The following is a 12,311-nucleotide window of genomic DNA, read 5'->3' on the forward strand; positions in this document are numbered from 1 at the left end:
TACGAGAAAACGCAATTCGTGGGCAGGATGTGCGGGGCCGGAGCGTGCGGCCCGCGCCGCGTCAGAACGTGTGTTCCGGACCGGGAAAGCTGCCGTCCTTGACCGCGCGGACATAGGCTTCGACGCCGGCGAAGATGTTCGGCTGACCCTGCATGAAATCCTTGACGAAACGCGGGCGCTTGCCATGGAAGATGCCGAGCATGTCGTGCAGCACGAGCACCTGGCCCGAACAGTCGATACCCGCGCCGATGCCGATCGTCGGGATGGCGAGGCTCTGCGTCACGTCGCGGGCGAGCAAAGTGGGCACGGCTTCGATCACGAGCAACTGCGCGCCCGCTTCCTGGAGGGCGAGGGCGTCGCGCTTCATGCGTTCGGCCCCGGCGTCCGATTTGCCCTGCACCTTGAAGCCGCCGAACGCATGCACGGATTGCGGCGTCAGCCCGACGTGCCCGCACACCGGAATCGACCGTTCGATGAGAAAACGCACCGTTTCCGCGAGCCATTCGCCGCCTTCGATCTTCACCATCTGCGCGCCCGCGCGCATCAGCTTGACGGCGTGCCCGTAGGCGTCTTCCTTCGAGCCGAGTGTGCCGAACGGCATGTCGGCGACGATCAGCGCGCTCTTGTTGCCGCGCGCCACCGAGGCCGTGTGATAGGCGATGTCGTCCACCGTCACGGGCAGCGTCGTGCCGTGACCTTGCAGCACGTTGCCGAGCGAGTCGCCGATCAGCAAGACATCGACGCCCGCGCGGTCGAGCAGCGCGGCGAAGCTTGCGTCGTAGCAGGTCAGCATCGCGATGCGTTCGCCTGCCTCGCGCATGGCCTGGAGCTTGGGGACGGTGATCGTCGAGCGATTCGTTTCCTGCAGGTACGTCATGATGGTTTCACTGGAGAGGAGAAAGGGCGCCGTGGCGTCGCCAGGCTGTCATGCGCTCACGCCGACACGCCCTTGACAAAGAATTCCTTGCGCCCGCGCATGCTGTCGATGCGCTCCAGAAGCAAGACGAGATCTTCATCCGACGCGAGCGGGTTCAGATGTTCCGCGTTCACGGTGAGCAGCGGCGTCGCGTCGTAGTGATAGAAGAACTCGTTGTAGGCGTCGCAGAGTGCGCGCAGATACGCGTCGGAGATCTGCAGTTCCATCGGCAGCGCGCGTTTCTGAATGCGCGAGAACAGCACTTCAGGACTCGCCTGCAGGTAGATGACGAGATCGGGCGCGGGGCCGCTGGCGTGCAGACGGCCCGCGATGTCCTTGTACAGCTGGAATTCCTCGTTGCTCAGCGTGAGGCGCGCGAACAGCTCGCTCTTCTGCGTGACGAAGTCGGCCATCAGCGGCGTGCCGCTCGCGACGATGTCGGCGGCCTCCGCTGCCTGTGCGGCGCGCTGCAACGCGAAGCTCAGTTGCGTGGCGAGCGCATGGCGCGTCGTGTCGCGATAGAAGCGTTCGAGAAACGGGTTGTCCTGCGGACGCTCGAACAGCGTGCGCATCGACCAGCGTTCGGCGAGCAGCGTGGCGAGCGTGGTCTTGCCGACGCCGATCGGCCCTTCGATCGCAATGTAACGATGCGGCGGCTTGAGTTGCGGCGCGGTGACGGTGAGAGGCGGAACGCTCATCGGCAATCGGTCTTGTTGGAGGCGGCGGGATTCGCGCCGCGTGCGGGTGAGCCGGCCATGCACTGGCAGGCGGCGACTTTCTCGATGCGCTGCTCGGTGACGGCCGCCATGAAGGCGTCCGCGCGGCCGCGCTGGGGCAGGATGAGATCGGGTTCGAGTTCGATGAGCGGCACCAGCACGAAGGCGCGCTCGGTCATGCGCGGATGCGGCACGACGAGATCCGGTTCGTCGATGCTCGTTGCGCCGTACAGCAAAATGTCGAGATCGAGCGTGCGCGGCGCGTTGCGATACGGCCGCTCGCGTCCGAACTGTTCTTCGATGCCGTGGCACAGGCGCAGCAGCGCGCGGGCGGGCAGGCTGGTTTCGAGCTTGACGACGCAATTGAAGTAGTCGTCGCCGGTGGCGTCGATGGGCGCGGTCCGGTAGAGGCTCGATTTCGCGAGCACGGTGATCGTGTGCTGCTGGGCGAGACACACGACGGCGTCTTTCAGGGTCTGGCGCGCATCGCCGAGATTCGCCCCCAGGCCGAGATAAGCAATCGTCATGGCAGAAGTCCTACGCGTGGGTCTCAGCAAAAGCAGAAGCGGACAAGCGACACAGTCAGGCGATGTCGCTCTGCGCTACTGTAACCAAAACCGGCGTCATGCGTTGTCCGCGTCTTCGCGCCTGCTTGCGTTGTCCGGTGCGTCGCCGTCAACACTGCCTGAATTCATTTCGGTTTGCGGACCGGCTGCGGCGGCATCGCCCGAACGGCGCTTCGCGTTGCTGCGGCGGCGCCGCTTCTTCGGGCCGCTGGTTTCCTTGCCGCCTTGCGTGAGCAAGCCTTCGCGCGCAACGTGATCGCTCTCGATGAAGTCGGTCCACCATTGACCGGTCTCCGCATCGAGCTCGCCCGATTCGCAACGCAGCAGCAGGAAATCATACCCCGCCCGGAAGCGCGGGTGTTCGAGCAGCTTCAGCGCACTGCGGCCGCGTTTTTCCAGCCGGTGCTGAAGACCCCAGATCTCGCGCATGTCGGACGAGAAACGCTTGTGGATCGCGAGCTTCTCGGTCTGCATGTCGAGCACGTCGTCCATCGCGCGATGCAGCGCCGGCACCGGATACTCGCCGTTCGCCGTGTATTGCTGCCAGCGGGTCTGCACGTCGTGCCACAACAGCGTGGCGAACAAGAAGCCCGGCGACACCGACTTGCCCGCGCGTACGCGTTCGTCGGTGCTGGTGAGCGCGAGCGTCACGAATTTCTCGCCGTGCGGCTGTTCAAGCACGACGTCGAGCAAGGGCAGCACGCCGTGATGCAAACCTTCCTGACGCAGCCGCGTGAGACACGCGAGCGCATGGCCGGACAGCAGCAGCTTGAGCATTTCATCGAACAGACGCGCGGCCGGCACGTTGTTCATCAGGTCGGCGAGTTCCTTGATGGGCGCGCGCGTGGCTTCGTCGATCTCGAAGCCGAGTTTGGCCGCGAAGCGCACCACGCGCAGCATGCGCACCGGGTCCTCGCGATAACGCGTGGCCGGGTCGCCGATCATGCGCAACAAGCGCGCGCGGATGTCGGCCATGCCGTCGTGATAGTCCAGCACGGTTTGCGTGGCCGGATCGTAGTACATCGCGTTGATCGTGAAGTCGCGGCGCGTGGCGTCCTCGTGCTGCTCGCCCCAGACGTTGTCGCGCAGCACTCGGCCGCTCGCATCCACCGCGTGCGTGCGGCTGTCGAGTTCGCCGCGCTTCAGGCGGCGCGGCGGTTCGGCGGCGGGCTCGGGCGGCGCGTCCATCAGCGCGCGGAAAGTCGAGGTCTCGATGATGTCCTGGCCGAACTGCACGTGCACGATCTGAAAGCGCCGGCCGATGATGCGCGCACGGCGAAACAGCTTCTGCACCTGGTCGGGCGTGGCATCGGTGGCGACGTCGAAGTCCTTCGGCGCAACGCCGAGCAACAGGTCGCGCACCGCGCCGCCGACGATGAACGCGCGATGCCCCGCCTGCTGCAGGCCGTCGGTGACGCGCACCGCGTTCTTCGAGATCAGCGACGGATCGATGCCGTGGATCTCCGAAGACAGGATCACCGGCACGCTCGGGTCGCGCTTGGGCGGCGCGGCGGCTTTCTTGCGCGGGCTCTTGCTGGCGGGGCGGGCGGGTCGGGCGTCGGGCGAAGCTGTCGGCGTGTCGTTGGGCGCGGTCCCGGTGGATTCGGCGCTTTCTTGCCCGAACAGCTTGCGGATGAGTTTTTTAATCACGTGTGTCGAAGAGATTCAGAATGCGCCAGCCTCGGGCTTGCGCATGCGCGCGCAGGGTGTCGTCGGGATTGGTGGCGACGGGGTCGGTGACGCGCTCGAGGAGCGGGATGTCGTTATGCGAGTCGCTGTAGAAGAAGCTGTGCTTGAAGTCGTCGAGCGTCTTGCCGAGCGTGGCGAGCCACTGCTCCACGCGCACGATCTTGCCCTCGCGATAGCTCGGCGTGCCGGTCGGCTTGCCGGTCAGCGCGCCGTGCGGGTGATCGTCGACGGTTTCGACTTCGCAGGCGATCAATGTTTCGATGCCGAATGCTTCTGCGATCGGCGCGGTGATGAACGCGTTGGTCGCGGTGACGAGACAGCAGAGATCGCCGTTGTCCTGATGCTCGCGCACCAGCGTGACGGCGGACGGCACGATGCGCGGGTTGATCACTTCCTGCATGAACTGCGCGTGCCAGTCGGTGAGCTGCTCGCGCGAATACTTCGCGAGCGGCGCGAGCATGGCATGCAGATAGGCGTTGATGTCGAGCACGCCCGCCTTGTAGTCGGCGTAGAAGGCATCGTTCTGGCGCGCGAAGGAATTCGCGTCGACGATGCCGAGCTTCACCATGAAGCGGCCCCATTCGTGGTCGCTGTCGGTGGGGATGAGCGTGTGGTCGAGATCAAAGAGGGCGAGGTTCATGGGTGCGCATTTTACTTGAAGCGGGTCGGATCGTTGTCCGTGGCGACGGGCGGCGCATCCGGACCGGACGGCTCGCCGGGCAGGTCGGCCGGCGCGCCGCGTCCGCCCTGTTGCAGCATGGCGCGCAGCAGCGGGCGCGTGACCGCGCGTTTCTGTTCGAGCGAGAAGCGGTCGAGTTCGTCGAGCAGTGCCATCAGGCTTGGCATGTCGCGGCGGAAATGCGTGAGCAGGTAGCCCGGCACGTCGTCCGCCAGCACGATGCCGCGCTCGCGCGCCGCGTGCTTCAGCACGGCGGCCTTGGCGTCGTCGGAGAGCGGCTGAAGATGGAACACGAGGCCCCAGCCGAGCCGCGTGCGCAGGTCTTCGCGCACCGTGAGCGCGAGCGGCGCGTCGTTGCCGGTCGCCACGAGCGCGCTCACCGGATGCGCGCGCACTTCGTTGAACAGGTTGAAGAGCGCGATTTGCTGGGCGGGTGAAAGGTGATCGCAATCGTCGACGGCGTAGAGCGTCACGCGCGGATCGAAGTTGAACGCGTTGAGGGCGCTTTGCGGGCTCAGATAACGCGCGTGGCCGCTGGCTTCGTGGATCAGCGCCTGCAGCAAGTGACTGCGGCCGCTGCCCGGCTCGCCCCAGATATAGAACGTGCGGTCGGCAACGGGCCCGGCCGCGAGCGCGCCTTCGAGTTCGCACAGCCGCGAAATCAGTTCGTGATTGCCGGCGGCGAAAAAGTTGGCGAAGGTGGCGGGCGGCGGCGTGCCGAGATCGAGCGTCAGTTGGCGTTGCACGGGAATCGGAGTCGTCGGGCCTGGGGTCGGGCAGGTTTCGAAACGTGCGGCCGGGCCGCGCGGGGGCGCGACGCGGGCAGGCGGCGCGGATGAGCGACGCGGGTGTGCAGGACCACGGCCGCCGGCCATGCGCGCGCCATGACGGGCGCGACGCGCGGCCGCGCCGGAGTCCGGGACGCCGTTGCCGCAGCGATGCTCGCGCGTGGCAACAGCGTGAGAATCGGTCGGCGGGTCATCATCGGGTAAAATCGCATTTTACCGACCTTCTCGCACTCCCCCCATGAATCAGCCGAAATCCACCCCGGAAACCCAAGGTTTGTCTTACCGCGACGCGGGCGTGGACATCGACGCAGGCGACGCGCTCGTCGACCGCATCAAGCCCTTTGCCAAGAAGACGTTGCGTGACGGCGTGCTGGGTGGCATCGGCGGGTTCGGCGCGCTGTTCGAGGTGCCGAAGAAGTACAAGGAGCCGGTGCTCGTGTCGGGCACGGACGGCGTCGGCACCAAGCTGCGTCTCGCGTTCACGTTGAAGCGCCACGACACCGTGGGCCAGGATCTCGTCGCGATGAGCGTCAACGACATCCTCGTGCAAGGCGCCGAGCCGCTGTTCTTCCTCGATTATTTCGCCTGCGGCAAGCTGGACGTGGACACTGCGGCGGACGTGGTGAAGGGCATCGCGCAGGGCTGCGAACTGGCGGGCTGCGCGCTGATCGGCGGCGAGACGGCGGAAATGCCGGGCATGTATCCCGACGGCGAATACGACCTCGCGGGTTTCGCGGTGGGCGCGGTCGAGAAGAGCAAGATCATCGACGGCAGCACGATCAAACCGGGCGACGTCGTGCTGGGGCTGGCGTCGAGCGGCATTCATTCGAATGGTTTTTCGCTCGTGCGCAAGATCATCGAGCGCGCGAATCCGGACCTGAACGCCGACTTCGACGGCCGCACGCTCGCCGACGCACTGATGGCGCCCACGCGCATCTACGTGAAGCCGCTGTTGCAGGCGATGCAGAGCATCACGGTGAAGGGCATGGCGCACATCACCGGCGGCGGACTGGTGGAGAACATTCCGCGCGTGCTGCGCGAGGGGCTCACGGCGGAACTGGATCACCGCGCGTGGCCGTTGCCGCCGCTGTTCGCGTGGCTGCAGAAGCATGGCGGCGTCGCGGATGCGGAGATGCATCGGGTGTTCAACTGCGGTATCGGCATGGCGGTGATCGTCGCGGCAGAAGACGCGGAAGCGGCCATCGGTCTGTTGTCGGGCGCGGGCGAGCAGGTCTGGAAGATCGGCGTCGTGCGCGAGAGCCAGGCGGGCGAGGCGCAGACCGTGGTGCTTTGATGCTGGGTTTTTGGGCTGAATGAGAGAAACCCTCGCGGTGTGCGAGGGTTTTTTGTTTGTGCAGCTAGAGCTGCGCCGCCCGCTCCAGCGCCTCCATCGCCGTCTCCGTCGCATCCGCCGCGCAACAATCCACCACGACCCGCTCCGGCATTCCGCGCAGCCAGGTCAACTGCCGCTTGCACAACTGACGCGTCGCGAACACGCCCTTGTCGCGCATCTCGCCGTAGGGCGTCGCGCCATCGAGATATTCCCATGCCTGCCGATACCCGACGCAGCGCATCGACGGCATCGACAGATCGAGATCGCCGCGCGCACGCAGGCGCTTCACTTCGTCGATGAAACCGTGCGCCAGCATCGCATCGAAGCGCGCCTCGATGCGCCCGTGCAGCACCGCCCGGTCCGACGGCTCCAGCGCCACCGGCACGAAGCGCCAGCGCGTGTCCTGCTCGACCGCGCGCGGCGCGGCGAGCAACGCGGACATCGGTTGGCCGGTCAGCATGTGAATTTCGAGCGCGCGCTGGATACGCTGTGAATCGTTCGGCGCGAGCCGCGCCGCCGTGTCCGGATCGAGCGTGGCGAGGCGCGCGTGCAGCGCGGGCCAGCCGTCGCGTTCGGCGTCGGCATCGAGCGCGGCGCGCACCGCCGGATCGGCGCCCGGCAGATCGTTGAGGCCCTGCGTGAGCGCCTTGAAGTAGAGCATCGTGCCGCCGACCAGCAAAGGCAGCTTGCCGCGCGCGACGATCTCCTCGACCAGCCGCAGCGTGTCGGCGCGGAACTGCGCGGCGGAATAGGACTCGGCCGGATCGATGATGTCGATCAGATGATGCGGCGCCGCCGCGCGCTCTTCGAGGCTGGGCTTCGCCGTACCGATATCCATCTCGCGATACACCAGCGCCGAGTCGACACTGATGATCTCGACCGGATGCCGCGCGGCGAACGCGAGCGCGGCGGCGGTCTTGCCGGACGCCGTCGGTCCGAGCAGACAGGCTACGGGCAGGGCGGCAGCGCTCATTGTCCGCGCATGAAGAGGCGGTCGAGATCCGCGAGCGTCAACTGAAACCAGGTCGGCCGCCCGTGATTGCACTGATCCGCGCGCTCCGTCGCTTCCATCTGGCGCAGCAGTGCGTTCATTTCGTCGAGCGTCAGGCGGCGGTTCGCCCGCACCGCGTTGTGGCACGCGAGCGTGCCGAGCAGTTCGTGCTGGCGTTCGGTCAGCACGCGCGATCCGCCGTAGGCGTGCAGATCGGCGAGCACGGCGCGCGCGAGCGCTTGCAGATCCGCGTCCTTCAGCAACGCGGGCACGGCGCGGATTGCGATGGAAGTCGGCGAAAGTACCGCGAGATCGAAGCCGAGCGCATCGAGCGTCTCTTTCTCCTCCTCGACGATGCCGATTTCCACCGGCTCCGCTGTCATCGACACCGGAATCAGCAGCGGCTGCACGGCGATGGTGTGATCGCCGAGGGCGTGCTTGAACTGCTCGTAGAGAATGCGCTCGTGCGCCGCGTGCATGTCGACGAGGACGAGTCCGCGCGCGTTCTGCGCCAGCACATAGATGCCGTGGATCTGCCCGACCGCGAAGCCGAGTGGCTGGTCGTCGGCGTGCGCGGAAGCGGCGGGTCCGCAGGTAGCAGGCGTGGCGCTGTCGCTGGCCCAGACGGGCGTTTGCGCGGATGTCGGGTAGGGCGTGTCACGCGTCTCCGGCGACGTCGTGCCGCTCGATGCGCCCGCGTCCTTGCGCCCGAACAGCGCGTCGTACAGCGCCAGCGGCTGCGCGACCGGCAGCGTGCCCTGGGTCATGCGCGACTGGCGCAGCCAGTTGGTGCCGTTCTCGCTCGTGCCGCTCACGCCGCGCGCGGCCAGCGGATCCTGGCCGGCGAACGGCTTCGCGCTGAACGACGCCGGACCCGTTGCCTGCAATTGCGCCGCGTGTCCGCCCGAGGTCGTTTCCGGCGACGCGCCCGCGTGCCGCGCCAGCGCCCGCTGCACGGCATGGAACACGTATTGGTGAATCGAGCGTGAATCGCGGAACCGCACCTCGATCTTCGACGGATGCACGTTCACATCGACGGATTCAGGCGGCAGGTCGAGAAACAGCACGTAGGCCGGGTAACGGTTGCCGTGCAGCACGTCTTCGTAGGCGGCGCGCACCGCGTGGGTCAGCAGCTTGTCGCGCACGAAGCGGCCGTTGACGAAGAAGTACTGCTGGTCGGCGCGGCCGCGGCTGGCGGTGGGCAGGCCCGCGCAGCCATAGACGGCGAGCGGTCCGGCGCGTTCGTCGAGCGGCAGGTGCGCGGTTTCGAAGACCTCGCCCAGAATCTTCGCGACGCGCGTCTGCGGATCGCTTGCGTTCCAGTGCTCGACGGCACGGCCGTTGTGCATCACCGAGATCGCCACGTCCGGGCGCGCCAGCGCCGTGCGGCGGATCACTTCCAGGCAATGACCGAGTTCGGTCTGCTCGCTTTTCAGAAACTTGCGGCGCGCGGGCGTGTTGAAATACAACTCGCGCACTTCCATGGTCGTGCCGGTCGTGCCCGCTGCGGGCGACAACGCGCCCGTCTGGGCGTCGATGCGGGTGGCGTGCGGGCAGGCGTCGGTGCGGCTCGTGATGAATAGCTCAGCCACCGATGCAATCGACGCAATGGCTTCGCCGCGAAACCCGAGCGTGGCGACCGCTTCGAGGTCGGCGAGCGAGCGGATCTTGCTGGTGGCATGGCGCAGCAGCGCGAGCGGCAACTCGCCGGGCGGCATGCCGTAGCCGTCATCGGCAACAACGATGCGCTTGACGCCGCCTTCGTCGAGCGTGATGCGCAGCGTCCGGGCGCCGGCATCGAGGGCGTTTTCGAGCAGTTCCTTGACTACCGACGCCGGCCGTTCCACCACCTCGCCCGCGGCGATCTGGCTGATGAGCTGGTCGGGCAGCGGCGCGATGCCGCGCGAACGGCGCGGGTCATCCGCGGTCAAAGCGGCGGCGGAGGGTTCGTTGAGGTCGGCCATGGCGAATTATAGCGATTCGCCCGCGTCGGCCCCGGCGTCGGCCCAGGCGTCGGCCATCTTGCCCAGGCGCCCCAGGAAGTGCTCCACTGCGTGCTTTTTAACTGACGCGACGCGGCACTTCGGTATCATGGCGCGACTCCCTTTTCTGACCACCGGACGCGCCGCTCGCCGCGGCGACTGGACTTCTTTCGAGGAACGCTTTTGGACACGCTGCTGCAATTTCTGGGACTCATCCTGCATATCGACAAGTCGCTGGGGGTCTTCATCCAGAGCTACGGCGCCTGGGTCTACGCGGTGTTGTTCCTGATCGTATTCTGCGAGACCGGGCTTGTCGTGTTCCCGTTCCTGCCGGGCGATTCGCTGCTGTTCATCGGCGGCGCGTTCGCGGCGTCCCACGAGATGAATCTGCTGGCGCTGATCGCGCTGCTGCTGGTCGCCGCCATCACCGGCAACACGCTGAATTACTGGATTGGCCGCGCCATCGGGCCGAAGGTCTTCGACACCCATATTCCCGTGCTCGAACGCTTTCTCGACCGCGCCGCGCTGCAGAAGACACACAACTTCTACGAGCGTCACGGCGGCAAGACCATCGTGATTGCGCGTTTCGTGCCGATCGTGCGGACCTTCGCGCCGTTCGTCGCGGGCGTGTCCGGCATGAGCCATTCGCGCTTCCAGTTGTTCAATGTGCTCGGCGCGCTGTTCTGGGTGCTGCTGCTCGTGCTGCTCGGCTTCTTCTTCGGCAACATTCCGTTCATCAAGCAGTATCTGAATGTGATCGTGCTGGTGGGGATCGGCGCGGCGATCGTGCCGGTGTTGCTCGGCGCGCTGTGGAAAATGAGCCGACGCAACTCCAAGGCCTGAGGGCCCGGCAAGCGCTCACGGAGCCGGACGATGGGTATCGTTTGGCTCATTTGAACGAATTCGCCCCGCCAATGTTTTATGCTGGCGAGGTGTGTGCTGTTCCAGCAATCGGGATCCGCGCGGCGCAGGCGGCATGAGCGGCGCAAGGAATGAAGCCGCGTGCCGACGCGGACGCAAAGTCAGAAAAGATCAAGACGAAAAGCATGAGAAAGCAGGTGGTGATGCACATGGAAGCGTTTGAGGTGCAGGCGGCGCGGGAGTCGAGCACGCATCGTTCGATTACGCGTACGCTGCTCGCAGCGGGGATGGCGGCCGGTCTGGCCGCGTGTTCGTCGACGCCGCGCACGCCGGCGCCGATCGTCGAAAGTTCGGTGAGCAGTGCGCCGCCGGTCGTGCAGAGCGCGTCGGCGGGCATGACGACCGCGGCGCCGGTGCCGCTCGCGGCGCCCGCCGCCGCACCGCTTGCACCGCTCGCGCCGGTTGGAGCGGGCCTCTATCGGGTCCAGCCGGGCGACACGCTCTATGGCATCTCGCGCACCTTCAAGCAGCAACCCGCCGACCTGATCGCGTGGAACCATCTGCCCGAGAGCAAGCAGGTCAACATCGGACAGGTCTTGCGTATTGCGCCGCCGGGCTCGACCGTGGCTGCGGTGTCGGGCACGGCGTCTTCATCGACGGCGAAGTCGGCGCAGCCGCCGCTCCTGCCCACGCCCGACAAGGCGGCGGCCGCGAAGCCGGCCCCGGCTCCGGCCACAGAACACGCGAGCACCAGCAGCGCGCCCGTGGGCAAGGGCACCTTCGCGTGGCCGGCGCACGGCGATGTCGTCCGCAAGTTCGGGGCGAGCGGCAACAAGGGCATCGACATCGAAGGCAAGGTCGGCCAGCCGGTCAAGGCCGCGGCGGCCGGCAAGGTCGTGTATGCGGGCAGCGGCTTGCGCTCGTATGGCCGCATGATCATCGTCAAGCACGGCAACGACTATCTCACCGCCTACGCCTACAACGAAAAGCTGCTCGTGAAGGAAGGCGACACCGTCAAGCAGGGCGCAACCATCGCCGACATGGGCACCGGCCCGAGCGGCACGCCGGCACTGCACTTCGAAGTGAGAAAGGCGGGCGCCGCCATCGATCCGATGCCGCTGCTGGGCTCGGCCGGCGGCTGATTCCGCGCATCGACACGCAGGCGAAGGGGGCGAAGATGAGAAAGATCGTGTGCAGCGCGTGGGTCGCGGTATCGGCCGTGGCGCTGCTGTCGGGCTGCGATCAGCAACCAGGCGAGGATGCATTGAACAAGCTCAAGGCGTTCTTCAATGCGGTGAAGCCGGACACGCTGCTGCTCAAGAATCTGCAGCCGGGCGTCACGACCGAGGCGCAGATCCGCGACCAGATGGGCGAGCCCGAGTCCGAACGGAACTTCACTGACGGCAGCAAGCGCCTCGAATATCCGCGCGGCCCGGCCGGCACGAATACCTATATGGTCGATCTCGATGCCAACGGCCGCTTTGTCTCGGTCACGCAGGTCCTGACTGCCGCGAACTTCGCGAAGGTGCGCCCCGGCATGACCATGGACGAAGCCCGCAGGCTGCTGGGCAAGCCGACGGCCATCGCCGAATATCCGCTCAAGAAGGAGCGTGTGTGGAGCTGGCACTGGCTGGAGGACGGCGTGAATCAGGACGCGATGTTCAACGCGCACTTCGGCCCGGACGGCACGGTCGTGACGACCTCGCGCTCCGAGTCGATCCGCGGCGGTCAGCACTGACCACGCCCTGGCACCCTATGGCTCGCCCGGACAAACGTAACGCGCATCGTCA

The 12,311-nt window shown here is 66.6% G+C and carries 12 protein-coding genes; 4 read left to right on the forward strand and 8 right to left on the reverse strand.

The annotated features are described in order from the left end of the window. Positions 1-61 precede the first annotated feature (61 nt). The 6 genes from panB to hda all read right to left on the reverse strand — a co-directional run bounded on the left by panB (position 62) and on the right by hda (position 5,318). Entirely contained in the window at positions 62-877 is an 816-nt protein-coding gene (panB, locus tag QCE63_RS03625) for a 3-methyl-2-oxobutanoate hydroxymethyltransferase (RefSeq protein ID WP_309830615.1), read from the reverse strand. Between the two features lie 56 nt (positions 878-933). Next, positions 934-1,614, reverse strand: a complete 681-nt coding sequence (locus QCE63_RS03630; protein WP_309830617.1) for a deoxynucleoside kinase — start codon at positions 1,612-1,614, stop codon at positions 934-936. After that, positions 1,611-2,159, reverse strand: a complete 549-nt coding sequence (gene folK / locus QCE63_RS03635; RefSeq protein WP_309830619.1) for a 2-amino-4-hydroxy-6-hydroxymethyldihydropteridine diphosphokinase — start codon at positions 2,157-2,159, stop codon at positions 1,611-1,613. Before folK ends, QCE63_RS03630 begins: the two co-directional genes overlap by 4 nt. Positions 2,160-2,255: 96 nt before the next feature. Further along, a complete protein-coding gene (gene pcnB / locus QCE63_RS03640) occupies positions 2,256-3,848 on the reverse strand; it encodes a polynucleotide adenylyltransferase PcnB (RefSeq protein ID WP_309830621.1) in 1,593 nt (530 codons plus the stop codon). Then, the gene (locus tag QCE63_RS03645; protein WP_309830623.1) at positions 3,841-4,527 is read right to left on the reverse strand and encodes an HAD family hydrolase; all 687 of its coding nucleotides are present in this window, start codon (positions 4,525-4,527) and stop codon (positions 3,841-3,843) included. Before QCE63_RS03645 ends, pcnB begins: the two co-directional genes overlap by 8 nt. 11 nt (positions 4,528-4,538) lie before the next feature. Beyond that, on the reverse strand, positions 4,539-5,318 hold the full coding sequence (hda, locus tag QCE63_RS03650; protein WP_309833669.1) for a DnaA regulatory inactivator Hda: 780 nt from the start codon (positions 5,316-5,318) through the stop codon (positions 4,539-4,541). Between the two features lie 274 nt (positions 5,319-5,592). Between hda and purM the strand changes: the two genes are divergently transcribed. Next, positions 5,593-6,648: a phosphoribosylformylglycinamidine cyclo-ligase gene (gene purM / locus QCE63_RS03655; protein ID WP_309830625.1), complete on the forward strand. Its 1,056-nt coding sequence runs from the start codon at positions 5,593-5,595 to the stop codon at positions 6,646-6,648. Between the two features lie 64 nt (positions 6,649-6,712). Here the strand turns inward: purM and miaA are convergent, their stop codons facing one another. Both miaA and mutL read right to left on the reverse strand, forming a co-directional pair. Further along, a complete protein-coding gene (gene miaA, locus QCE63_RS03660) occupies positions 6,713-7,660 on the reverse strand; it encodes a tRNA (adenosine(37)-N6)-dimethylallyltransferase MiaA (RefSeq protein ID WP_309830627.1) in 948 nt (315 codons plus the stop codon). Next, complete coding sequence (gene mutL / locus QCE63_RS03665; protein ID WP_309830629.1) at positions 7,657-9,642, reverse strand: DNA mismatch repair endonuclease MutL; 1,986 nt, start codon at positions 9,640-9,642, stop codon at positions 7,657-7,659. Before mutL ends, miaA begins: the two co-directional genes overlap by 4 nt. 201 nt (positions 9,643-9,843) lie before the next feature. Here mutL and QCE63_RS03670 point away from each other — a divergent pair, with 201 nt between their 5' ends. The 3 genes from QCE63_RS03670 to QCE63_RS03680 all read left to right on the forward strand — a co-directional run bounded on the left by QCE63_RS03670 (position 9,844) and on the right by QCE63_RS03680 (position 12,259). Further along, positions 9,844-10,503: a VTT domain-containing protein gene (locus QCE63_RS03670; RefSeq protein WP_309830631.1), complete on the forward strand. Its 660-nt coding sequence runs from the start codon at positions 9,844-9,846 to the stop codon at positions 10,501-10,503. 203 nt (positions 10,504-10,706) lie between these two features. Further along, the gene (locus QCE63_RS03675) at positions 10,707-11,663 is read left to right on the forward strand and encodes a peptidoglycan DD-metalloendopeptidase family protein (RefSeq protein ID WP_309830633.1); all 957 of its coding nucleotides are present in this window, start codon (positions 10,707-10,709) and stop codon (positions 11,661-11,663) included. A gap of 35 nt (positions 11,664-11,698) precedes the next feature. Next, positions 11,699-12,259: a hypothetical protein gene (locus QCE63_RS03680; RefSeq protein ID WP_309830635.1), complete on the forward strand. Its 561-nt coding sequence runs from the start codon at positions 11,699-11,701 to the stop codon at positions 12,257-12,259. Positions 12,260-12,311: the final 52 nt, after the last annotated feature.

Origin of the sequence: Caballeronia sp. LZ065 (genome assembly GCF_031450975.1) — a bacterium.
Taxonomy (GTDB): domain Bacteria; phylum Pseudomonadota; class Gammaproteobacteria; order Burkholderiales; family Burkholderiaceae; genus Caballeronia.

What these genes read in the sequence shown, in the direction of transcription:
- panB (WP_309830615.1), bottom strand. Translation starts at nt 877, where the DNA reads ATGACGTACCTGCAGGAAACGAATCGCTCGACGATCACCGTCCCCAAG.
- miaA (WP_309830627.1), bottom strand. Translation starts at nt 7,660, where the DNA reads ATGAGCGCTGCCGCCCTGCCCGTAGCCTGTCTGCTCGGACCGACGGCG.
- folK (WP_309830619.1), bottom strand. Translation starts at nt 2,159, where the DNA reads ATGACGATTGCTTATCTCGGCCTGGGGGCGAATCTCGGCGATGCGCGC.
- mutL (WP_309830629.1), bottom strand. Translation starts at nt 9,642, where the DNA reads ATGGCCGACCTCAACGAACCCTCCGCCGCCGCTTTGACCGCGGATGAC.
- QCE63_RS03675 (WP_309830633.1), top strand. Translation starts at nt 10,707, where the DNA reads ATGAGAAAGCAGGTGGTGATGCACATGGAAGCGTTTGAGGTGCAGGCG.
- QCE63_RS03645 (WP_309830623.1), bottom strand. Translation starts at nt 4,527, where the DNA reads ATGAACCTCGCCCTCTTTGATCTCGACCACACGCTCATCCCCACCGAC.
- QCE63_RS03630 (WP_309830617.1), bottom strand. Translation starts at nt 1,614, where the DNA reads ATGAGCGTTCCGCCTCTCACCGTCACCGCGCCGCAACTCAAGCCGCCG.
- purM (WP_309830625.1), top strand. Translation starts at nt 5,593, where the DNA reads ATGAATCAGCCGAAATCCACCCCGGAAACCCAAGGTTTGTCTTACCGC.
- QCE63_RS03680 (WP_309830635.1), top strand. Translation starts at nt 11,699, where the DNA reads ATGAGAAAGATCGTGTGCAGCGCGTGGGTCGCGGTATCGGCCGTGGCG.